Source organism: Pseudomonas sp. WSY_20 (assembly GCF_043104335.1).
In the GTDB taxonomy this organism is placed as follows: Bacteria; Pseudomonadota; Gammaproteobacteria; order Pseudomonadales; family Pseudomonadaceae; genus Aquipseudomonas; species Aquipseudomonas parafulva_B.
Map to the genome: position 1 here is coordinate 168054 of NZ_JBICKP010000014.1, position 22734 is coordinate 190787.

At 58.2% G+C, this 22734-nt stretch carries 20 protein-coding genes and 1 pseudogene; 8 read left to right on the plus strand and 13 right to left on the minus strand.

Annotated features, from left to right (window positions below; all coding sequences use genetic code 11):
• Window positions 1–154: 154 nt before the first annotated feature.
• The 4 genes from leuA to ACF8E5_RS02950 all read right to left on the minus strand — a co-directional run bounded on the left by leuA (window position 155) and on the right by ACF8E5_RS02950 (window position 5427).
• Window positions 155–1828 (minus strand): 2-isopropylmalate synthase, encoded by a 1674-nt coding sequence (leuA, locus tag ACF8E5_RS02935; protein WP_058638595.1) that lies wholly within the window; start codon window positions 1826–1828, stop codon window positions 155–157.
• 404 nt (window positions 1829–2232) lie between these two features.
• Window positions 2233–3060 (minus strand): peptidoglycan DD-metalloendopeptidase family protein, encoded by an 828-nt coding sequence (locus ACF8E5_RS02940; RefSeq protein ID WP_392474885.1) that lies wholly within the window; start codon window positions 3058–3060, stop codon window positions 2233–2235.
• Between the two features lie 3 nt (window positions 3061–3063).
• Complete coding sequence (xseA, locus tag ACF8E5_RS02945; protein ID WP_392474886.1) at window positions 3064–4443, minus strand: exodeoxyribonuclease VII large subunit; 1380 nt, start codon at window positions 4441–4443, stop codon at window positions 3064–3066.
• A 48-nt stretch (window positions 4444–4491) separates the two neighbouring features.
• Window positions 4492–5427: a LysR family transcriptional regulator gene (locus tag ACF8E5_RS02950; protein WP_196186784.1), complete on the minus strand. Its 936-nt coding sequence runs from the start codon at window positions 5425–5427 to the stop codon at window positions 4492–4494.
• Between the two features lie 100 nt (window positions 5428–5527).
• Here ACF8E5_RS02950 and ACF8E5_RS02955 point away from each other — a divergent pair, with 100 nt between their 5' ends.
• The 5 genes from ACF8E5_RS02955 (at window position 5528) to ACF8E5_RS02975 (ending at window position 10927) form a co-directional block, all read left to right on the plus strand.
• Window positions 5528–6289, plus strand: coding sequence for a sulfite exporter TauE/SafE family protein (locus tag ACF8E5_RS02955; RefSeq protein WP_058638593.1), 762 nt, complete (start codon window positions 5528–5530; stop codon window positions 6287–6289).
• A gap of 47 nt (window positions 6290–6336) precedes the next feature.
• The gene (locus tag ACF8E5_RS02960; RefSeq protein WP_078479025.1) at window positions 6337–6888 is read left to right on the plus strand and encodes a sugar ABC transporter ATPase; all 552 of its coding nucleotides are present in this window, start codon (window positions 6337–6339) and stop codon (window positions 6886–6888) included.
• Window positions 6889–7022: 134 nt separating this feature from the next.
• Window positions 7023–8492, plus strand: a complete 1470-nt coding sequence (gene guaB, locus ACF8E5_RS02965) for an IMP dehydrogenase (RefSeq protein ID WP_058604466.1) — start codon at window positions 7023–7025, stop codon at window positions 8490–8492.
• Between the two features lie 110 nt (window positions 8493–8602).
• Window positions 8603–10180: a glutamine-hydrolyzing GMP synthase gene (gene guaA / locus ACF8E5_RS02970; RefSeq protein WP_058604467.1), complete on the plus strand. Its 1578-nt coding sequence runs from the start codon at window positions 8603–8605 to the stop codon at window positions 10178–10180.
• A 627-nt stretch (window positions 10181–10807) separates the two neighbouring features.
• Window positions 10808–10927 (plus strand): Fic family protein, encoded by a 120-nt coding sequence (locus ACF8E5_RS02975; protein WP_392474892.1) that lies wholly within the window; start codon window positions 10808–10810, stop codon window positions 10925–10927.
• On the opposite strand, the pseudogene ACF8E5_RS02980 reads toward ACF8E5_RS02975, so the two are convergent.
• The 5 genes and pseudogenes from ACF8E5_RS02980 to doeB all read right to left on the minus strand — a co-directional run.
• Window positions 10917–11163, minus strand: a pseudogene (locus ACF8E5_RS02980) (IS66 family transposase); the annotation flags it as partial. The gene ACF8E5_RS02975 and the pseudogene ACF8E5_RS02980 overlap by 11 nt on opposite strands.
• An 18-nt stretch (window positions 11164–11181) precedes the next feature.
• Window positions 11182–11541 carry an IS66 family insertion sequence element accessory protein TnpB gene (gene tnpB / locus ACF8E5_RS02985; protein WP_392474887.1) on the minus strand — a complete coding sequence of 120 codons (360 nt, stop codon included), beginning with the start codon at window positions 11539–11541 and terminating at the stop codon, window positions 11182–11184.
• Between the two features lie 484 nt (window positions 11542–12025).
• Window positions 12026–13417 (minus strand): aspartate aminotransferase family protein, encoded by a 1392-nt coding sequence (locus tag ACF8E5_RS02990; protein ID WP_196186710.1) that lies wholly within the window; start codon window positions 13415–13417, stop codon window positions 12026–12028.
• Window positions 13418–13438: 21 nt separating this feature from the next.
• The gene (locus ACF8E5_RS02995; RefSeq protein ID WP_196186711.1) at window positions 13439–14911 is read right to left on the minus strand and encodes an NAD-dependent succinate-semialdehyde dehydrogenase; all 1473 of its coding nucleotides are present in this window, start codon (window positions 14909–14911) and stop codon (window positions 13439–13441) included.
• 259 nt (window positions 14912–15170) lie between these two features.
• Window positions 15171–16166 carry a N(2)-acetyl-L-2,4-diaminobutanoate deacetylase DoeB gene (doeB, locus tag ACF8E5_RS03000; protein WP_196186712.1) on the minus strand — a complete coding sequence of 332 codons (996 nt, stop codon included), beginning with the start codon at window positions 16164–16166 and terminating at the stop codon, window positions 15171–15173.
• A gap of 202 nt (window positions 16167–16368) precedes the next feature.
• On the opposite strand from doeB, the gene ACF8E5_RS03005 reads away from it, so the two are divergent.
• Window positions 16369–16836, plus strand: coding sequence for an Lrp/AsnC family transcriptional regulator (locus tag ACF8E5_RS03005; protein ID WP_038408833.1), 468 nt, complete (start codon window positions 16369–16371; stop codon window positions 16834–16836).
• Window positions 16837–16886: 50 nt separating this feature from the next.
• On the opposite strand, the gene ehuA is transcribed toward ACF8E5_RS03005, so the two are convergent.
• From ehuA to ehuB, 4 genes are all read right to left on the minus strand, one after another.
• Complete coding sequence (gene ehuA, locus ACF8E5_RS03010; protein ID WP_010955133.1) at window positions 16887–17654, minus strand: ectoine/hydroxyectoine ABC transporter ATP-binding protein EhuA; 768 nt, start codon at window positions 17652–17654, stop codon at window positions 16887–16889.
• Between the two features lie 98 nt (window positions 17655–17752).
• A complete protein-coding gene (gene ehuD / locus ACF8E5_RS03015; RefSeq protein ID WP_392474888.1) occupies window positions 17753–18409 on the minus strand; it encodes an ectoine/hydroxyectoine ABC transporter permease subunit EhuD in 657 nt (218 codons plus the stop codon).
• On the minus strand, window positions 18409–19065 hold the full coding sequence (gene ehuC / locus ACF8E5_RS03020; protein WP_103462953.1) for an ectoine/hydroxyectoine ABC transporter permease subunit EhuC: 657 nt from the start codon (window positions 19063–19065) through the stop codon (window positions 18409–18411). The genes ehuD and ehuC overlap by 1 nt, the downstream gene beginning before the upstream one ends.
• A gap of 70 nt (window positions 19066–19135) precedes the next feature.
• Window positions 19136–19990 carry an ectoine/hydroxyectoine ABC transporter substrate-binding protein EhuB gene (gene ehuB / locus ACF8E5_RS03025; protein ID WP_010955136.1) on the minus strand — a complete coding sequence of 285 codons (855 nt, stop codon included), beginning with the start codon at window positions 19988–19990 and terminating at the stop codon, window positions 19136–19138.
• A gap of 246 nt (window positions 19991–20236) precedes the next feature.
• Between ehuB and ACF8E5_RS03030 the strand changes: the two genes are divergently transcribed.
• Together ACF8E5_RS03030 and eutB are read left to right on the plus strand one after the other, a co-directional pair.
• Window positions 20237–21634 (plus strand): PLP-dependent aminotransferase family protein, encoded by a 1398-nt coding sequence (locus ACF8E5_RS03030; RefSeq protein ID WP_196186720.1) that lies wholly within the window; start codon window positions 20237–20239, stop codon window positions 21632–21634.
• Window positions 21635–21740: 106 nt separating this feature from the next.
• Window positions 21741–22733, plus strand: coding sequence for a hydroxyectoine utilization dehydratase EutB (eutB, locus tag ACF8E5_RS03035; RefSeq protein ID WP_392474889.1), 993 nt, complete (start codon window positions 21741–21743; stop codon window positions 22731–22733).
• Window position 22734: the final 1 nt, after the last annotated feature.

Below are 22734 nucleotides of genomic sequence, written 5' to 3' on the forward strand. Positions count from 1 at the left end.
GCGCCCATTTTTTTGCCTGGTGATTGGCGTTTGCGGGTTATGTGCGCGTATACGAAGGGTAAGCGCGCCCTTAGGTCGTTGGGGCCGCAAGGCGGCCCCAACAATCTCAAGTCAACAGCATCAGCTAAAGAGGCCGCTTTCTCCCTAACGGTACTCAGGCCGCCTTGGCCTCTTGCTGGCTCAGCGAACGGTTCAGCGCACTGAACAGGGCCTTGAAGCTGGCTGTGGTGATGTTTTCATCGATGCCCACACCATGCACAGGACGCCCGCCGGCTACACGCAGTTCGATATAGGCCGCTGCCTTGGCGTTGGTGCCCGCGCCGATGGCGTGTTCGTTGTAGTCCATGATTTCGACGGCAATCGGCAGGCCGGCCACCAGGGCTTCCAGGGCGCCATTGCCCTTGCCGCGCCAGTGCAGCGTGGTCTCGCCTTCGCCGGCTACTTCCACTTCTACGGCACTGTGACCGTTTTCTTCCTGCAGGCGATGGCTGACCAGCGCGTACGGTGCGTTGGCTTGCAGGTATTCCTTGTGCAGCAAGCTGTAGATCTGCTGGGCAGTCATTTCCAGGCCCAGGCGGTCGGTTTCGCCCTGTACGACCTGGCTGAATTCGATTTGCATGCGGCGCGGCAGGCTGATGCCGTATTCCTGCTCGAGCAGGTAGGTGATGCCGCCTTTGCCGGACTGGCTGTTGACGCGAATCACGGCCTCGTAGCTGCGGCCGATGTCGGCCGGGTCGATCGGCAGGTACGGCACTTCCCACAACTCGCCTTCCTGCTGCTTGGCCAGGCCCTTACGAATGGCATCCTGGTGCGAGCCGGAGAAGGCTGTGTGTACCAAGTCACCTACGTACGGGTGGCGCGGGTGCACCGGCAGCTGATTGCATTCTTCGACGACCTTGCGCACACCGTCTATGTCGGAGAAATCCAGGCCCGGGTCGATGCCCTGGGTGTACAGGTTCAGCGCCAGGGTCACCAGGTCGACGTTGCCGGTGCGCTCACCATTGCCGAACAGGCAGCCCTCTGCACGGTCGGCGCCGGCCATCAGGCCCAGCTCGGTCGCGGCGATGCCGGTTCCCCGGTCGTTGTGGCAGTGCAGGCTGATGATCACGCTGTCACGGCGATTGATGTTACGGCAGAACCATTCGATCTGGTCGGCGTACACGTTGGGCGTGGCGACCTCGACGGTGGCCGGCAGGTTGAGGATGATCTTGTGTTCGGGCGTTGGGTTCCACACCTCGATCACCGCATCGCACACTTCCTTGGCGAATTCCATCTCGGTAGCGCTGAAGGTTTCGGGCGAGTACTGGAATGTCCAGTGCGTATCGGGCTGCTGTGCGGCGTATTTGACGAACAGCTTGGCTGCATTGACCGCGATGTCCTTGACGCCCTGCTTGTCCTGGTTGAAGACGATGCGGCGGAAGGCCGGGCAGGTGGCGTTGTACAGGTGAACGATGGCCTTCTTGGCCCCGCGCAGGGACTCGAAGGTCCGGGCGATCAGGTCTTCACGCGCCTGGGTCAGCACCTGGATGGTGGTGTCCTCTGGAATATGACCGTCTTCGATCAAGGTGCGGACAAAGTCGAAGTCGGTTTGCGAGGCCGAAGGGAAGGAGGCTTCGATTTCCTTCACGCCCACTTGCACCAAGGTCTTCCAGAACCGCAGCTTCTTCTGCGCATCCATCGGCTCAATCAGCGACTGGTTGCCGTCACGCAGGTCCGAGCTGCACCAGATCGGCGCCTCGGTAATGGTCTTGGACGGCCAGGTACGGTCAGGCAGATCGATGGTAGGGAAGGCGCGGTATTTCTTCGACGGGTCTTTGAGCATGGTCATGGAAGCAATCCTTTTATGTGCGGCCGAGATCGGGCCTGCCGAGCAGTAACGAGGTAGGGGCGAGGCGACGCGATTCAGCCTGGTAGTCGAGCGCTGACCAGGCAGAGGCTGCGATGTTGTCGGAGCAAGATGAGGGTGCTGAAGGTTTTCATGGCCTCAACCCTAACCAGTGGACTGTGGGTTGGCAAGCGTTGAAAAAAAATTGAGAGGAATGCTTAAAAAAAGTGATATGGCGAGATCTGCTTGTTGATACCAGTAAAATACTTAGGTTTTGTTGCGCGGTATTTTTCTTTGGCGCAATGGTGTGTCAGTCGCGTGAGGACCTCCTGGGCCCTGCGTTGTGGCAAGCGCCGCCCGTATTGCGGGGCGGCTCAAACGTCACTCAACGAAGTGTCAACCCTGCCTCAGGGCTGAAAGGCACCGATGAAGATCGCCGGGTCAACACGCGCATCGTTCAAGCTGACGTTCCAGTGCATGTGCGGCCCGGTAGCGCGCCCCGTTGAGCCCACGCGCCCGACCACTTCACCACGGCGCAGCGACTGCCCGTTCTGCACGTCGATACGGGACATATGGCAGAACATGCTGATAAAGCCCTGCCCGTGATCAACGAACACCGTGCGGCCATTGAAGAAGTAATCGCCCACCAGAATCACCTTGCCGTTGGCAGGCGTCTTGATCGGCGTCCCCGCCGGTACGGCAAAATCCAGCCCCGCATGGGGGTTGCGTTCCTCGCCATTGAAGAACCGGCGCACGCCGAACTTGCTCGACAGCGGCCCGTTGACCGGCTTGTCGAGGATCAGGTTGCTCGGCAATGCCGGGCTGAAGCTGCGGTAGGCCTTGATCTGCTCGGCCAGTTCGCGATCGATGCGCTTGAGGTCGGCCGGATTGGGGTTGACCTGGCGGGTGTTCTTCAAGGTGATGCGCTGTTCGGGGTACTGCTTGTGCCCCACGGTGAAAGGCAGGCTTCGGCTGCCTTGTTGCACCACCGCCTGCCCAGGCTTCTGGGTCAGGGGGATGCCAACGATGGCCAGCCAGTTGTCCTGTTCCTTGACCACCAGCACGGGCTTGCCATCGAAGCGTGCGCTGGGAGCACTGGCTGCCGGCCCCAGGTCGACCACGGCAACGCCGCCAGGCACCGGTTTGTTCAGCGTGCGCGTGATGTAGCTGGCCTGGGCTGTGGCGCTCAGGACGGTGAAGGCGAGGGCGAGCAGTGACGCGAGCAAGCGGGGCATGTGTCAATCCAGAAGTGAGAGCGTGACCGGAGTCAGGTGATTGTCTTCGACCCGCACCTGCAGTTCGCCTTCGTTCAGGCGTGCAGTCAGGCGCTGGCCGTTGCGCGTCTGTTCGGCGCTGCGGATGGCCTGGCCTTGTTCGTCGAGCAGGATGCTGTAGCCGCGCGCCAGCGTCGCCAGCGGGCTGACGATCTGCAGGGTCTGCAACTGGGCCTGGAAGCGCTGGCGCCGGTCCTTGAGCACGTCACGCATGGCCCGGGGCAGTCGCTCGGCCAGGCTGTCCAGGCGCTGGCCCAGCAAAGCCAGAGTACGCCCGGGATGTTGCGCGGCCAGACGTGTCTCCAGGCGCACCAGGCGCTCGCGGCGTTGATTGAGGTTATGCAGGAAGGCACGGCGCAGGCGCATGTCCAGGTCATCCAGGCGCTGAGCCTGCTGACGCAGGCGCTCGCCCGGATGGCGCAGGCGGCGAATCAGGGACTCCAGGCGCAGGCGATCATGCACCAACCGGTTCTGCATGCGCAGGGTCAGGCGCCGTTGCAGGCCGTCCAGGCGATGCTGCAGGCCGCTGCTGTCGGGCGCAAGCAACTCGGCCGCAGCAGACGGGGTCGGGGCACGCACATCGGCCACGAAGTCGCTGATCGACACGTCGGTTTCATGGCCCACGGCGCTCACGATCGGCGTCTTGCACGCGGCCACGGCACGCGCCACGGCTTCCTCGTTGAAGCACCACAGGTCCTCCAGTGAACCGCCGCCGCGGGCCAGTATCAAGGCGTCGAAACCGCGGCTGTCGGCCAGGCGAATGGCCCGCACGATCTGGGCGATGGCTTCGCGGCCCTGCACGGCGGTGGGGATCAGGTTCAACTCCACCTGGGGCGCGCGGCGGGCGAACACACTGATGATGTCGCGGATCACGGCCCCGGTCGGGGAGGTGATGATGCCGATACGCTGGGGATGTGCAGGCAGCGCTCGCTTGCTGTCGGTGTTGAACAGGCCCTCGGCGCCAAGCTTTTCCTTGAGCGCCTCGAAGGCCAGGCGCAGCGCACCATCGCCGGCGGGCTCCACGGTATCGAGGATCAGCTGGTAGTCGCCACGGCCTTCGAACAGGGACACCTTGCCGCGCACCCGTACCGCCAGGCCGTCACGCAGTGCCTGGCGCACCCGCGTGGCGCTCTGCCGGAAGAGGGCGCAGCGCACCTGGGCACCGCTGTCCTTGAGGGTGAAGTACATGTGGCCGGAGGCCGGCCGGGCCAGGTTGGAAATCTCGCCCTCCACCCATACGCTGCGGAACACGTCTTCCAGCAGCACCCGGGCGCGGCCATTGAGTTGGCTGACGGTGAGCACATCACGGTCAAGGCCGAGGCGTTCGAAAGGGTCTTTGATCATGGGCAGGCACTATAAAGGATGAGGGGGCCGGGTGTCGTGCCCGGTCGATCAGGAGCTGGCCTGGGTCGCCGGTGCCTGCCCTGGCGTACCGATTGCCGACGCTGCGCAGGTCATGTGCTCGATGAACTGACTCACCAGTGGCCCGGCATCGCGGCGGTGGGCGATGGCGACGGTGCTGACGCAGCCGGGGTCCATCAGCGGGATGAACCGCAGCGCCGCAGGGGCGATGTCCTGCATGCAGCGTGGCAGCAAGGCCACCCCGAACCCCGCCTGGATCAGCTGCAACTGGGTGGTCTTGCGCGACACCACCCGCGCAGGCTGGGGAAAGAACCCCGCCGCCATGCACAGCTCGGCAGACAGGTAGCTCAGGCCACCGCGTTGGTGGTGGGGAATGGAGATGAACGGCTGGCTGGAAAGCTCCGCCAAGGCAATGCAATCACGCTCCGCCAGTTCATGGGTAGGGGCAAGCGCCAACAGCAGGGGCTCTTCGAACAACGGCTCGATGCTCAACCCATCGTGCTGGCGCAGCACCGGCAGCCTCAGCAGCCCGATGTCCAGGCGACCTTCGGCCAGTGCTGCAAGCTGCCCTTCGGAGGACAACTGGGCGATCTCCATGCTCACATCAGGGTTTGTCCGCAGGTAATCACCCAGGTGCTCGAGCAGCCGACCGGTCAGCGGCACCGTGCTGGAGTGGCTGATGTTCAGGCTGCCGCACAGGCCCTGGCCGACGGCTCGGGCCAACTCGCCAGCCTTGTCCAGGTCCAGCAGCAGGTTGCGCGCGCGCGGCAGGAACGCCCGGCCCGCATCGGTCAGGCGAGGCAACCTGGCCGTGCGCTCGAACAACGCGGTGTCCAGCTGCAGTTCGAGCTCGCGCACCTGGCGACTGAGGGCGGACTGGGCGACATACAGTCGTTCGGCGGCGGCGCTGAAGCTGCCACATTCGGCGATTTCCACGAAGTAACGCAGCTGGCGGGTCGAGATCATGAGCGATGCCATTTCGAGATGGATCAGGGCGAGATTGCATATTAGCCGGGATAGCGCGGGTTTGGTTATGGTGCGCTGAACCTTCAAGGACAATGCGCCAATGCTCGCTGACCTCGCTATACCGTTCTCGGGGCTTGACTGGCTACCCATCGTGTTGGGTACCGCGGCGGCCTATGTGGTGTTCGGCATCGCCGGCTTCGGCACGGCGTTGGTGGCAGGCCCGGTGCTGATCCATTTCATGCCGCTGTCGCAGATCATTCCCTTGCTGGTGTTACTCGATTTCGTAGCGGCGTTCGGCAACCTGTTGCCCTCACGGCGCGATGTGGTACGGGGCGAACTGCTGCGCCTGCTGCCGTTCATGGCGCTGGGGTGCACCCTGGGCGTTGCGTTCCTGCTGCAGCTCAAGTCGGACCTGCTGATGCTGCTGATGGGCCTGTTCATCACGGCCTATGCCCTCTATAGCCTGGCGCTGAAGGTACGCCCGGCGTCGCTTGCCGGGTGGTGGGCGGCACCGATGGGTACCGTGGGCGGGTTGTTCGGCGCCTTGTTCGGCAGCGGCGGGTTTCTCTACGCCCTTTACCTGAGCGCTCGCCTGCCCGACAAGGAGCAGGTACGCGCCACCCAGAGCGCGTTGATCAGTTGCAGCACCTTGGTGCGCCTGACGCTGTTCCTTGTTGCCGGTGTCTACGCCGATCGACAACTGCTGCTGATGGCGGCCTGCCTGCTGCCGGTGATGGTCATCGGTCTATGGGCTGGGCGCAGGCTCACGCACAGGCTGTCACGCGAGGCCTTCGTCCGGTTGGTCACCTGGTTGGTGTTGGCCAGCGGCCTGGCGCTCATCGCTCGCTATGTGAGCGCTTGAGCAGGGGTTAGAATTGGCCGACTACCCGATCCAAGGCTTGTCCGCTCATGAATACCCAAAGCATCATCGTTCCCAGGCAGTCCACCGTCCCGGTGCACGAGGCCCGCGCCCGCGCCATCCTGCGCTGGCTGGTCCGCGAAAAGATCGTGCAAGAGCAGCTGACCACCTGCGGGCGTACCGGCAACCGTATGGCCCATGCCCTTGGGCCAGGTGCCCGCCAGGTGGCGCTGCACCCCGAAAAACTGCCCTTCGATACGCCGGTCAACGGCCTTGAGGTGATGCTCAAGCGCTGCATCTATACGCCCACCGAAGGCTTCAAGGAAGAGGCGGGCTGCCCGCAGTGCCGGCGGGAAGTGGGCGAGCCGTTGTTCGATAGCCTGGAAGAGTGGATGCCCGGGGTCAGTGACAACTTCACCTGCCCGCTGTGCGGGTTCGAAGACGACATCAACGGTTTTTTGTTCCTGCAACCCTGCGCCTTCTCCAACCTGGGCTTCATCTTCAACAACTGGGGCGATGCCGGGTTCACCCAGGCCTTCATCGACAGCTTCGCCGACTGGCTGGACCAACCAGTGGCCGTGGTGCAGGTCCGGCTCGCCTGACGAGGGCTGAGCAGGGCTTTGGTGCGCAGGGCGGCAACGGCCACTTGTAACTTCAGGCTTGATTTACATTGAGTGGCAGGGCACGCATGAGTATAATGGCGCGCTTCCATTTTTCCCGCCCGGGAGCCCCCGCGATGTTGCGTATCAGCCAAGAAGCCCTGACCTTCGACGATATTCTCCTTGTACCTGGTTATTCCGAGGTACTGCCCAATGAAGTCAGTCTCAAGACCCGTTTGACCCGTGGCATCGAGCTGAACATCCCGCTGGTCTCCGCTGCCATGGACACCGTCACCGAAGCGCGCCTGGCCATCGCCATGGCTCAGGAAGGCGGCATCGGCATCATCCACAAGAACATGACCATCGAGCAGCAGGCCGGCGAAGTGCGCAAGGTCAAGAAGTTCGAGGCTGGCGTGGTCAAGGACCCGATCACCATCGAGGCCGACGCCACCGTGCGCGACCTGTTCGACCTGACGCGCCTGAACAACATTTCCGGCGTGCCCGTGCTGGAAAACGGTGACCTGGTCGGTATCGTGACCTCCCGCGACGTGCGCTTCGAAAGCCGCCTGGACGCCAAGGTCCGCGAAGTGATGACGCCCAAGGAACGCCTGGTCACCGTCCGCGAGGGCGCGGACAAGAACGAGGTGCGCGAGCTGCTGCACAAGCACCGCCTCGAGAAAGTGCTGATCGTCGACGAGCACTTCAGCCTCAAGGGCATGATGACCGTCAAGGACATCGAGAAGGCCAAGGCCTACCCACTGGCCAGCAAGGACGACCAGGGTCGTCTGCGCGTTGGCGCAGCGGTCGGCACCGGCAAGGACACCGGCGAGCGTGTTGCCGCCCTGGTAGCCGCTGGCGTTGACGTGGTCGTGGTCGACACCGCTCACGGGCACTCCAAAGGCGTGATCGAGCGCGTGCGCTGGGTCAAGCAAACCTACCCGCAGGTGCAGGTGATTGGCGGCAACATCGCCACCGGCGCTGCTGCCAAGGCCTTGGCCGAGGCGGGCGCTGATGCGGTCAAGGTCGGTATCGGCCCTGGCTCGATCTGCACCACCCGTATCGTAGCCGGCGTCGGCGTGCCGCAGATCAGCGCCATCGCCAACGTCGCCGCTGCCCTGGAAGGCACCGGTGTGCCACTGATCGCCGACGGCGGTATCCGCTTCTCTGGTGACCTGTCCAAGGCCATCGTCGCCGGTGCCAGTTGCGTGATGATGGGTTCGATGTTCGCCGGTACCGAAGAAGCCCCGGGCGAAGTCGAACTGTTCCAGGGCCGCTCCTACAAGGCCTACCGTGGCATGGGTTCGCTGGGCGCCATGGCGCAGTCGCAAGGCTCTTCCGACCGTTACTTCCAGGACTCCTCGGCCGGTGCCGAGAAGCTGGTCCCCGAAGGTATCGAAGGCCGTGTGCCGTACAAAGGCGCACTGGCTGCGATCATTCACCAGCTGATGGGCGGCCTGCGTTCGTCCATGGGCTACACCGGCAGTGCCACCATCGACGAGATGCGCACCAAGCCGGAGTTCGTGCGCATCACGGGCGCCGGCATGGCCGAATCCCACGTTCACGACGTGCAGATCACCAAAGAAGCCCCCAACTACCGGGTTGGCTGATAGCTCAGCGGTAAGCTCCAGACGGTGGCTGCGTTCGCGCAGCCACTGCGTTTTCCCCGATCAACTTGCAGCTTGCAGCTTCAAGCTCGCAGCTGAATCAGAGATTCCCCATGGCCCTCGATATTCACGCTCACCGGATCCTCATCCTCGATTTCGGCTCCCAGTACACCCAGCTGATCGCCCGCCGCGTGCGCGAGATCGGCGTGTACTGCGAACTGCACCCGTTCGACATGGACGATGAAGCGATCCGCGAATTCAACCCGCGCGGCATCATCCTCGCCGGTGGCCCCGAGTCGGTTCACGAAGCCAACAGCCCCCGTGCACCCCAGGCCGTGTTCGACCTGAATGTGCCTGTGCTGGGCATCTGCTACGGCATGCAGACCATGTCCGAACAGATGGGCGGCAAGGTCGAAGGGTCGGACCTGCGTGAGTTCGGATATGCCCGCGTTGACGTGGTCGGCAAGAGCCGCCTGCTCGACGGCATCGAGGACCATATCGACGCTGACGGCGTACTGGGCCTGGACGTGTGGATGAGCCACGGTGACAAGGTCACCCAGCTGCCGACCGGTTTCCACGTACTGGCCAGCACCCCGAGCTGCCCGATCGCCGGCATGTTCGATGACACCCGCGGCTACTACGGCGTGCAGTTCCACCCGGAAGTGACCCACACCAAGCAGGGCGGTCGCATCCTGTCCCGTTTCGTGCAGGACATCTGCGGCTGTGAAGCCCTGTGGACCCCGTCCAACATCGTCGAGGACGCCATCGCCCAAGTGCGTGAGCAAGTGGGTTCGGCCAACGTCCTGCTGGGCCTCTCCGGCGGCGTGGACAGCTCGGTGGTCGCGGCCCTCTTGCACCGGGCCATCGGCGACCAGCTGACCTGCGTCTTCGTCGACAACGGCCTGCTGCGCCTGCACGAGGGTGACCAGGTGATGGCCATGTTCAAGGAGAACATGGGCGTCAAGGTGATCCGTGCCGACGCTGAAAAGCAGTTCCTCGACAACCTGGCCGGCGAAGCCGACCCGGAGAAGAAGCGCAAGATCATCGGCCGCACCTTCATCGACATCTTCGATGCCGAGGCCAGCAAGCTGCCGAACATCCAGTTCCTCGCCCAGGGCACCATCTACCCGGACGTGATCGAATCGGCCGGCGCCAAGAGCGGCAAGGCCCACGTGATCAAGTCCCACCACAACGTCGGTGGCCTGCCGGAGGAAATGAACCTCAAGCTGGTCGAACCGCTGCGTGAGCTGTTCAAGGACGAAGTGCGCAAGATCGGTCTGGAGCTCGGCCTGCCTTACGACATGGTCTACCGCCACCCGTTCCCAGGCCCGGGCCTGGGTGTGCGCATCCTGGGTGAAGTGAAGAAAGAGTACGCCGACATCCTGCGTCGCGCGGACCACATCTTCATCGAAGAACTGCGCAAGGCTGATTGGTACCACAAGACCAGCCAGGCCTTCGTGGTGTTCCAGCCGGTCAAGTCGGTTGGCGTCGTGGGCGACGGCCGTCGCTATGCATGGGTTGTGGCCCTGCGTGCTGTCGAGACCGTGGACTTCATGACCGCTCGTTGGGCTCATCTGCCTTACGAACTGCTGGAAACCGTCAGTGGCCGGATCATCAACGAGATTGACGGTATCTCGCGGGTGACCTACGACGTGTCGAGCAAGCCGCCGGCGACGATTGAGTGGGAGTGAGCCTACGCCCGCTATGGGGCCTGCGCTAACTAACAGAAACGCCCGCTAAGTTGCGGGCGTTTTGCATTCGTCACCGCCCTAAATTGGCACATGCGTGTAAAGGCTGCCCAACACGGTCGCAGCCTCAAGGCTAAGATGCGAGGCATTTTTTGAATCTATTGGTGAAACCACCAGGCCGGATCAGGCTGGGCTAGCTGATGGGCAAGCGCCGCACACGCAATAGGCAGCTCGGTGTATCTTGCCTTCCAGTGCGCTACCGTAAGGGCAGAAGATAATCGAACCGTTTGGGGTACTAAAGTCATGAGCCACAAGCTGGACATCTATGGCGTATCCATAGTAAAGAGGCCTAAAGTTAAAGCTATCAAGAAGCTGGACTTGGGTGGCGACTTGGGTAAGCAGATCGTTTATTCAGAAACCAAACTCGTTCTCAGGACTCACAAGAAGACCTTTCAGAAGTTGGCTGATATGTAATGGAATTGATCTTCTTTCCATTTGAGCGTGTTATTGAAATAAATACTCAAATCTTGACTGCCGAGCCCGACATGAAGGGGGGCGGTGAATATTCCGATTTTGCAAGGCGCGCTGGCAAGAATCGATAATGCTATCGCGTATAATGGCCTTGACGATGTGTTTGAAATTGCCGCCAAGTACACTGCCAGCATCGCGCAAGGCCACGCACTGCCTGATGCGAACAAGCGCACCGGGCTTGCAGTCGGCTTGGAGTACCTTTCGCTCAACGCTTGGTAGGAGCAAGGACCTCTTCTTCAACGTCTTCGTCGACAGCTTCGGAGGCGTTTTCGGCCTCGTTGAAAAGGGCCAATTGTGGCGTTGCTGGATCAGCTGTTTGCTCGGACTTGCCCAAACAATCACTGGCGCAGCAGCGCGTTTTCCTCCTCGAGAAAACCGACCCGCGACTGCATCTTCGCAAGCATTTGCTTGAGTAGTTGAGGGTCGTCAGGGAGGTTTTCGGGCACGGAATCCATGCCCTGGATTATACCAAATCAGGTCACAAAGCGCGGCGTCAAAACCTGATGAGGACGGTTACGCCAAAGGTCAAAACCGTCGAGCATCCAGTTGAGCTCCTGGACGGTCAGGACAATCGCCTCGTCCGTCACCTCAGGCGATGTTTTGAATCGTTCGGACTCCAGGCGCTTGAGCCAAAGGCAGAAGCCGTTGCGTTCCCAATACAGAATTTTCACGCAATTACGTGACTTGTTGAGGAAGACAAAAAGCACCGGGTCGAATACTGCAACCTTGATGTCCAGCTCAACCAGTGCAGCCAGGCCGTCAATGGATTTTCGGAAGTCGACAGGCTTGGGGTACAGATACACTTTTTCGACTTTTGCGTCGGGTCGCATCATGACTACTGGGCTCCTGAGAAATCGGGAGCACAGCATCGGGCATCAGTTGGGCGCTTTGAATGGGGGCTTCATGGAGCGCTTACGGTCAAGCAATGCTGGATTGGCGTCAGTACGAGATTGCGAATTACGTGCCAAATTGCCAAGGCTTTTCGATCAGCAAGGATTATGATGGAAACTCTGGGAGCTCGGTCGGTGAAGGATCATTGATGGATCACCTCAGAGGATTTTCTGTCGACTTTCTGTTAACTGGGCCTGCCCCGTGAAAACGGACGACAAGAAGCGATACTTACATCGCTCTCATGGAGGTTGTCAGGTACGGGCTTTAATTTCTGGGTATTGGACAAGTATCTGAACTGAGAGTACGTCCTCATGAGCTAATGCGAGCGCCTTTGCTTCGATTGTGACTGCTCAAAAAAAGCCCGCCTAACGGCGGGCTCAAAACGAAGAGGACAATTGGGCTGGCATAGTTGCTGGCCTTGATGGCTCAGAGCTTCAGCTCATCAAGGACGCTGAGCACAGCTTCGTGTGCGATGCTGATGATGCGATCCACTTCCTGCTCGGTCGTGACCAGGGGAGGAGCAAAGCCCAGGATCTCACCGTGAGGCATGGCACGAGCAATCAGGTTGCGATCACGGGCTGCTTTCGAAATCCGTGCACCAACCTTGAGGGCTGGGTCGAATCGCTTCTTGGTAGCTGGATCAGCTACGAATTCAATGGCGGCCATCATGCCTACACCGCGCACTTCGCCGACGATTGGCAGCGAGGAGAAGGTTTCCTGCATCGACTTTTGGAAATACTGACCAACCTTGTCGACGTGAGCTGGAATGTTTTCGCCCTCGACGATATCGAGCACCGCGTTTGCTGCCGCGACACCGATAGGGTGGCCAGAGTAGGTGTAACCGTGGGAGAACGCACCTACACGATCAGCGCCTTCTTCCATCACTTTGTACACCTTCTCACCAACAATCGAAGCCGACAGCGGTGCGTAGGCAGAAGTCAGCCCTTTCGCTACAGTGATCAGGTCAGGCTCGATACCGTACTTGTCGCAGCCAAACATGGCACCAGTACGACCAAATCCGGTAATTACTTCGTCAGCGATCAGCAGGATGTCGTACTTTTTCAGCACAGGCTGAACAGCAGCCCAGTAGCCTTCTGGCGGAGGGGTAATACCGCCGGTTCCGAGCACAGGCTCAGCAATGAATGCGCCGATGGTGTCTGGGCCTTCGCGCAGGATGAGCTCTTCGAGTTCACGTGCACGGCGGGCAGAGAATTCCAGCTCAGTCTCACCTAGCTCGGCGCCCCAGTAGTAGTGAGGAGCACCAGTACGCAGGATCCCTGCAATCGGCAGATCCATGTGGTCATGGTAGAAGGACATGCCGGTCATGGAACCAGAAACTACCGAGCAACCGTGATAGCCGCGCTCACGAGCAATGATTTTCTTCTTGTTCGGCTTACCGCGCAGATTGTTGTAGTACCAGACCAGTTTGGCTTGGGTCTCGTTGGCATCCGAACCGGACATGCCGTAGAAGACCTTGCTCATGTTGCCCGGAGCCATCTTCACCAGGCGGTCAGAAAGGCGAGCGAGCTCTTCCGTGGTATGCGCAGCGTAGGTGTGATAGTACGCCAGCTTGTGGGCTTGTTTGGAGATCGCCTCGGCGACTTCGGTACGGCCATAGCCGACGTTCATGCAGTACAGGCCAGCGAAACCATCGATGTACTCACGGCCAGTCGCGTCGGTGATAGTGATCCCTTTCGCGGTTTCGATGATTGTTGGATCACCTGCCTTCCCAGAGGCAAAGTCTTTAAGCTGGGTGAATGGGTGAAGCACTGCACCGCGATCTTGTTGGGAGATCAAATCTTGCTTTTGCTTATCCATGTTTCAATCCTCTTGTGATATTTACAGACCGCCGATGCAGACGTATTTCAGTTCCATGTACTCAGCCAATCCGTGCTTCGAGCCTTCACGGCCCAAGCCCGATTGCTTCCAACCGCCAAACGGAATTGGCGCGCCTGTGAACTTCGGAGTGTTGAGTGCGACCATGCCGTACTCGAGTCGGTCAGAAACTCGGCAGGCACGACGAAGGTCGTTGGTGTACACGTAGGCAGCGAGGCCGAACTCGGTGTTGTTGGCCCTGGTCACTACTTCATCTTCGGAATCGAAGGGCAGGATTGCCGCCACGGGGCCGAAGGTCTCTTCGAAAGCGATGTCCATTTTGTCCGTGACGTCAGCCAGAACAGTCGGAAGGACGAAGCTGCTACCCAAGTGATTGTCGATACCGCCGCAGGTGAGTTTTGCACCCAGCGAGAGAGCATTCGAAATCTGCTCTCGGCACTTGTTGGCAACCGTTACCCTAGTCATTGGGCCGATATCGACGCCCTCTTCAAGGCCATGGCCAACGCGTAACTTCTCGGTGGCCTTGGTGAATTCCTCTACGAATTGACCGTAGATGTTGCGATGCACATAGATGCGATTCGCGCCCAGGCAATCTTGACCTGAGGTTGCGAACTTGGCGCCAATGCAGCCTTCGACAGCCTCAGCAATCGAGGCATCATCGAAGACAATGAACGGAGCATGGCCACCCAGTTCAAGGGATACTTTCTTGACCGTATCCGCAGACTGACGCAGCAGAATCCGACCAACCTCTGTGGAACCGGTGAAACTGAACGCACGGACTGCGGAGGCGGCCAAGAGACGAGCCGACATCTTCGGTGCACCCCCGGTCAGCACCTGGAACACACCACCAGGAATACCAGCATCTTCAGCCAACCGGGCGAGAGCCAGGGCAGACAGCGGAGTTTCAGGCGCCGGCTTGACGATCATCGGGCATCCAGCCGCCAGTGCAGCAGCAGCCTTGCGGGTGATCATGGCGCTGGGGAAGTTCCAGGGCGTGATGGCCACGGTTACACCAATCGGCTGCAGCTTAGTGACCAACTGGCTGTTCGGGAGATGACTTGGAATTGTCTCGCCGTAGCAACGCTCACCTTCTGCCGCAAACCACTCGACAAAGTTCGCGCCGTAATTGATCTCTCCGCGTGATTCGCTGAGCGGCTTACCTTGCTCGCAGGTCATGATGACCGCCAAATCTTCTTGGTTCTCACGCATCAGTGCTGCCCATTTACGAAGGACTGCACCACGCTGTGCCGGCAAGGTGTTCCGCCAACCATCGAAGGCACGCGAAGCGGCTTCGACGGCCAGATCTACCCAGGACTCGTCGCAATGGGCTACCTGCGCGATCACCTGGTCATTAGCTGGATCCGTGACGTCGAGCGAGCCCTCGCCAGTAACCCAGCGCCCATCAATGTAAGCCCGAGTTTCAAGCAGGTCATTTCGACGAAGCTTATTGAGGGCGGAGGGCGCAAGATCTTTCATTTTTATATGCCTCGAAGAGATAAAGCTGATGTTCGATGAGGATCATTCTATGTCTGGCTTGACGCTGGAAATATGAGTAATCCAGCCGGCGTGCGCAGTAATACTGTGATGTTTTCACAGTTGCGCAGCTTTCCTGCGTCATTTATCAGAGATGCGATTTCAGGTCTGTAGGTGCATAAGAAATGATTGGAACAAAACCAATTAGGTGTAGAAAAACAAAAAAGGCTGCACTTGGCAGCCTTGTTGAAGGGGCAGATGTTTAAGAGATTTTCTCAGCCAGAACTGCGATTGTGTCACCGCACTGCACAAGCCCCGGGAAGTGACGGCAGGCAAGAAGGCCGTCACGTTGGGCCTTGTATTCGGTAGGTGCCACACCTGTTCTTGTGACGTCGTACACTCGAGCAATCACATCGCCTTTGGAGACCTGATCGCCCAGATTGAAGCAGTATTCAATGAGCCCGGCATGCTCGCTTGCAATGAAGCAATTGTCGTCAGGCATATCCAAGAAGATGCTGTCCTGTGCAATATCAAGATCACCCATGACCGCCCCTGCATGAACCAGGAAATTTCGTACCCCGCGCTCTGCAATTTTAATAGTGGTGGAGCTGGCTGTACCCCCACCACCAAGCTCGGTAGTCACAAAGATTTTGCCGGCTTCTTCGACAGCCGTATCAAACATGCCCACGCTATCGATTTCCAGCATTTTCATGCTGTAGGGAGCCGCGAAAGCATCCATTGCCCGTTCGCCTTTCTGCTGTTGCAGCTTGTCCGGCAGAATATGAACAGCGGCAAATGGAATGAAGTCCAGAGTCTTGCCGCCAGAGTGGATATCAAGGACGTAATCCGCCAATGGCAACAAGTGTCGCTGGATATAATCAGCAATTTTTTCCGTAACTGTCCCGTCAGCCTTACCTGGGAAGGTACGATTCATATTCCCGCGATCAATCGGAGAGGTTCTGGAGGCGTTTTTAAAAGCAGGATAGTTCATGAAGGGCAAAATAATGATTCGCCCTCTGACTGTTTCGATGTCCAGTTGATTGGCCAGCTTGGTGAGTGCAATCGGGCCTTCATACTCGTCGCCATGATTGCCGCCAGTGAGGAGCACAGTCGGGCCGATCCCGTTTTTCATGACGGTGATAGGAATCATGATCGCACCCCACGCAGAGTCATCACGTGAGTAAGGCAGCTTCAAGAACCCGTGTGACACCCCTTGTTGGTCGAAATCGATAGTTGGCTTGATGGGACTAGGTTTCATTGCATATTCCTTATTTGTTTGTCGTTCAAGTAGGCTAAGGCTCAGCGCAGCGGCTATGACTCGACCCAACAGGTGTAACCAGTGCGTAGGGGTGGTGCACTACTAGCATTGGCATTTAGCTTTGTTGGCTGACGTATCTGATGTACACTCAGCTAACGCAACTGACACATTTTCATCAAGTATTAGTAGGGGTGAGAAACTCATGGAGCTTGATAGGATTGACTTACGAATTTTAAGTGCCTTGCAAGTCAACAATAGGCTCACCTCTGAAGAGCTTGGTGATTTGGTCGGTTTATCTTCCACGGCGTGCCAGCGCAGGCTTAAGCGCCTGCGCAGTGAAGGGGTCATCGAGAGCGACGTCTCCATTATCAACCCTAAAGCGGTTGGAAGACATGTCACCATGCTGGTGCTGGTCACTTTGGAACGAGAGCGCTCAGACATTATCGATAAGTTCAAGCAGGCCATTAAAAATACTCCTGAGGTCATGAGCGGATCCTATGTCACGGGTGATGCTGACTTTGTACTCCTCGTAACCTCAAAGGATATGGAGGACTACGAGAACTTCACCCGAAGGTTCTTCTACGAAAACAATGACATCAAGAGTTTCAAAACAATGGTCGTGATGGATCGGGTAAAGGCCGGATTCACACTTCCAATTGATGATGCTTAGCACCTCTTGGCTCTTCAGGAGGGCTACTCCTGAAGAGCTAGCAGAAATCCTTAATTTGCCTCTCTAACGGCGCTCAGAAAACTGCGGGTACGCTCTTCCTGGGGGGTCTCGAACAGTTGGCCTGGAGCACCTTGTTCATGAATTCGACCCTTGTAGAAGAAGCAAACGCGATCCGCAAACTCCCGAGCAAAGCCCATTTGGTGAGTAACCATAAGCATGGTCAGCTTATGCTCGCTTCCAAGTCGACGGATGACGTTAAGGACTTCACCGCAGAGTTCCGGGTCGAGCGCCGAGGTGACCTCGTCGAAAAGCATGACCTTTGGTCTCATAGCTAGGGCCCGTGCTATCGCGACCCGCTGCTGCTGGCCACCAGACAGTTGCGAAGGGTAATGATCGAGCTTGGCACCCAGTCCAACCATTTCCAGCAACTGCACGGCGCGATCCCTGGCTTCGGCTGGTTTTACACCCAGGACATGGACGGGGGCCTCAGTGACATTTTGCAGCGCAGTACGGTGGGGAAAGAGGTTGAACCCTTGGAATACCATTCCTATTTTGCCCCGGACAGCACGCACGTGCTTCGCGTCGGCTGGAACCAGCTTTCCATTCCTTCCTTGCATGTGAGTCAGCGACTCGCCTTCGACCAGAATGCTCCCCTCATCGATTCCCTCGAGGGTCATCAGCACTCGGAGCAACGTCGATTTACCTGATCCGCTGGGGCCAATGATGGCGACTTTTTCGCCTGCCGAAACATCCAGTTCCAGGCCGTCCAAAACAGTGAAGTTGCCATATCGCTTAGTTACGCTGCGGAAGCTAACCATGGGCTTGCCAATGGCCGGGGACGAAATGGCGCCTGAACTGACACCTGTCAAAATTCCGCTTGGAGCTATCTGAATGTTGGAAACTGGAGAGGTGGTCATTATTTTTGCTCCAAGCGCGCTTCAACGCGGCGTACCAAATAAGCCAGAACAATACTCAGAACAAGGAAGAACACGCCTACCATGGTGATGGGCTCAAGATATCGGAACGTCTCAGAGCCGATGTTCTTTGCTTGCTGCATGATCTCAACGACAGTGATAGCTGAAAGCACAGGTGTATCTTTCAGCATCGCAACCAGGTAGTTCCCAACCGGTGGCAAAATCGGACGGAGAGCTTGGGGTAAAATGATGTTTCGATAGGCAAGCGAAGGACTCATGTTGAGTGCTGTCACTGCTTCCCATTGGCCTCGCGGAACCGCATCAAGGCCGCTTCGATATACCTCTGCCAGATAGCAGGCGTAGTGTAGACCAATGCCTAACACGCCTACTTGCATTGCTGTCAGGCTAACGCCGTAGTTAGGCAGAACGTAATAAAGAAAATAAACTTGGATCAGTAAAGGTGTACTGCGGATAAATTCGATCACCCCACCTATTGGCCAAGAGATCCATATTCTTGCGCTGCGTCTGCCAATGGCGAGGAACAGTCCAAGAACGATAGCGATTGCAAAGCCCAGCAACGTGACGCCGATTGTGTTAAGAGCTGCCCGGAACAATTCGGGCATGAGCTGTATCGCATAGTTCCAGTCGAAGAAATTCATCACAGGCTCCCTTGGACACGACCACGGGCCAGATGTCGTTCTAAACGCCGCATTGCCAAGTTAATCGCTTGGGCCATTACGAAGTACATGAGCAGCGCTAGGGCGAAGACCTTGAGAGTCTCGAATGTAGCCTGATCGAGTTGGCGCGCCCTGAAGCTCAAATCTGCAAGCGTTATAAGGGAAACAAGGGATGTGTTTTTCAACAGCTCGATCAGCAGATTAGTTCCAGGCCCCATCGCTGCGAGCAGGGCTTGCGGCAAAATGATGCGACGAAAGCGTGTGAATGGGCCAAAGTTAAGTGCTGTGCAAGCTTCATATTGACCTTTAGCTACCGAATTAATCGCGCCGCGCATTATCTCTGCACCATAAGCGCCAATATGTAGCCCAAGGCCAACGATTGCGACGGTGTAGGGGCTCAGCTCGAGATTGAATGGAGGAAGCGGAAGGACGAAGAAGAGCCAGAACAATTGAACGAGCAGCGACGTACCCCGAAAGATCTCAATGTAGACGACGCAAAACCAGCGGAGCGGTCTCCATGTCGACATTTTGCCGAGTGCCGCCAGGGTCGCTGCAACGATGGCCAGGAGAGATCCGAAGAAGGTGACCTGCAGGGTAACCCATGCGCCCTGGAGCATAAGTGGTAGTAAATCTGCCATTTGACTCTACCTCACGTTAAATCAGCCAAGGGCGCGGCAGTGGGTTTGACGCGCCGATTTGGATGCAGTGTTACTGCCCGCAGAGCTCCGCAGCTGTTTTCGTAGTGAGGTTGCTCTTGTCGAATCCGAATGGCGCCACTGTTTTCAGGTGTTCTTCACTACCGAGCCATTTCTTGAGCTGGGCATTGACCTGGTCACGAAGCTCCTTGTCTTCCGGTCTGAAGGCCAAGGCACCGTAGCCGATATGGGAAGGGTCATCTTTGAAGTCGGTCATGGCCTCTACCGAATCACCGCCTTTGGCCGCGAGCCCTTTCATCGTGAGCTGTGTGCCTACAGCAGCATCTGCCCGCTTGGCACGAACTGCCTGCAGCTGAGCCGTGGTATCTGGAACCTGGAGGATTTGTTCGTCTTTCACGCCAGAGTCACGGGCGTACTGGAGCTCCACGGTGCCCGCCATAATGGCCAGCTTCACTTCTGGGTTCTTTGCGACATCTTCGTAGCTGAACAGCTCCTTGGGATTGCCTTTCGGCACCAGGAGCGCGTCAGGGAGCTGGTAGTGAGGGTCGGTGAACAAGACCTGCTTGCAGCGGGCTGGAGTGATGTACATGCCGGCTGCGATAGCATCGAAACGACCAGCTCGCAGGCCAGGAATCAGCGATCCCCATTCGGTGAGTACACCATTGACGTCCTTGATCCCCAACTGCTTGAAAATCGCGGTGGCGATTTCAGGCGACTCGCCCGTGACTTTTCCATCGGTTCCGGTATAGGCGAAAGGCGTTTCGTTGGCATAGCCAATCCGAACACTGCCCTGCTCTTTGAGAGAGTCGAGGGTTGTAGCTGCGTGTGCGGATACGGCGATGCTCGCAATGGCACACGCCAGGGTCAGGCGTTGAGCGACTGCGGAAAGCGAAGTGACCAAGTTCATCAAAAATCTCCCTCTATTGTAATTGGCCCGCGTGGCGCGGAGTTTTGGGCAGATAGAAGATCACGCTGCAGCGCCGCTATTTTTGGAATTGATAGCGGTAGCTTGAAGAAGACCCAAGCCTTCCTCGGAAGCGTGAGATGAGCATACAAAAGGCTTTCCGTGACGAGCATTGCACTAGGACAATTGATCTCGATATGTTGTAACGTCCATGCTGTAGGCCGTGGCTTAGGAGCAAGCATAGCGATGATGGAAAAATGGCGGGAAGCGGTTGAGCACGCCCGTGGCGGCGAGTCCAAGTACAAGATTCTTGTCCAAGCGATCAGCTCGGACATCGAGCAGCATAAGCTGGCGGATGATCAGCGCCTGCCACCTCAACGGCAGGTTGCCGATGCCTTGGGGATCAGTGTCCAAACCGTGACAAACGCCTACAAGGAACTCGAGCGCCAAGGGCTAGTAAGGTGCGAAGTGGGTCGCGGGAGTTTCGTTTCTCGGCGAATGAGTGACCGTGTAGCAAGCTACATTCTCGATGCTCCCGAGCGCGCACTCGTCGATCTATCCACCGCCCGAATCATTCACACCCCAGAGCATGACAGGTACTGGCGAGAAACATGCGCCGAGCTTGCTAATGAGGTCGATCAAAGCTGGATCCGATTGTGCCGACCTGTAGCGGGCTTCGATGCTCATCGTGATGCCGCCTGCCATTGGCTTGGGCGTCTTGGCTTGCCAGGGCTGGCTCGAGAAGATGTGTTGATCACAAATGGGGCGGCCCACGGGCTATTCCTGGCGCTGGCCTCCCTTGCAGGCCCTGATGACCTGGTGCTCTGTGAAGGCATGACCGATCACGGTGTCATTGGGAACTCTCAAGTCCTCGGCTTCAATCTGAAAGGCCTAGACACTGATCGTGACGGGATTGATCCCGAGCACTTTGAGGACATCTGCGGCAACGAGCGCGTTACGGCCCTGGTATGCACGCCGAACCTTAATAACCCGACCAGCGCGTTGATGCCCAATAGCCGTAGGAAAGAGATAGCCTCCATCGCTCGTCGCTTCGGTGTCCACATTATTGAGGATGACGTCTACGGCCCCCTGCTTAACCAATACGAAGGCCCTCCAATCAGCTCATATGCCCCCGAGCTCTCGTTTTACTGCACCAGCATGACGAAGTCAGTTCTGACTGGGCTACGAATCGGGTTCCTTAAAGTACCTAAACGACTGGCGCTGCGAACAGAAAGCATCCTTCGCGTGACGAGCTGGATGGCAGCCCCCATGCTTGCCGAGGTTGCCGCACGGTGGATTATGGATGGGAGGGCCGACACATTGATCCAACTGCAGCGAAGGCTCCTAGAGACACGCCAGAAGCTGGTAGCAGACGAGATGGGGGACTACCTCTATTGCCATCGCCCTCATTCGTTAAACGCTTGGCTGAATGTGCCAACACATTGGGATGTTTCCAGCCTGGTGCGCACACTACGACAACAGCATATTGCGGTTACGTCACCGGAGCCGTTCACCGTTCGGGGGGTGACCCCAGCACGCGGCATCCGGCTTTGCATCGGCGCTGAAACGAGTGAAAGCGAGCTATCCCAGGCCCTGAAAACCATGCGGATGACTTTTGAACAATACCCAGGAGTCCATGACTTCTGACCGTTTGAAGCAAATCTGAAAAAACGCCACCGGATTGCCCTAGTACATTCATTATGACAATCAGCGGCTCGTAGACTCCGAAAAAACAATCGTTCGGTGGTCTACCATGCCGGCAGTGACAGTTCGAGAGGCCCTCATCGCCCGGGATCGCACTAAGCACCTGGTGCGCGAAACGCGAATGGAGCTCTCTCCAAGCCTCTCCGACTTCATGAAAGTGCCCGTGTACCTCAAGCTGGAATGCCACCAGGCGACTGGTAGCTTCAAACTGAGAGGGGCCACGAACGCGATTGCGGGCCTTACCTCTCAACAGCGTGCTCTGGGAGTAGTAACCGCTTCAACGGGCAATCATGGTCGTGCCCTTTCCTATGCCGCAGCTGCCGCCGGCGTTCGCGCTACCGTGTGCCTTTCAAGGCTTGTCCCATCCAACAAGGTGGCGGCGATTCGTGCGCTGGGCGCCGCCGTGCAGGTGGTTGGTAACTCTCAAGACGATGCTCAGTTCGAAGCTGCCCGTCTTGCTCAAGAAGAGGGCCTTACCTTCATACCTCCTTTCGATCACCAGGACGTAATTGCAGGCCAAGCCACTTTGGGTCTGGAGATCGCTGAGCAACTCCCTTCCGTTTCGCAGGTACTCATACCGCTTTCGGGTGGAGGGCTTTTCTCCGGCGTGTCCTTGGCGCTCAAAGCACTACTTCCTCAGGTGAAAACCCATGGTGTAAGCATGAGGCTTGGCGCAGCAATGGCACAGAGCCTCGAGGCTGGAAAGCCCGTGAATGTTGAGGAAGTAGCCACGCTGGCCGACTCGCTCGGTGGCGGAATTGGTCTGCGAAACCAATACACATTTGAACTTACCCGTCGATTCATCGACCGAGTGATTTTGCTCAATGAAGACTCAATCGCGGATGCGATGCTACATGCCTACTTAGAAGAACGGCTCGTCATTGAGGGAGCGGGAGCGGTAGGTATCGCAGCTCTGCTTACCAGGCAGGTTGAAGCTCAAGGGCCAATCGTGATCGTCGTGAGCGGTGGGAATGTCGACATGGCTCAACACCAACGCATCATCCTGGAAGCTGTGCGCGACCGCCGCCCAGCACGTGCTTAAA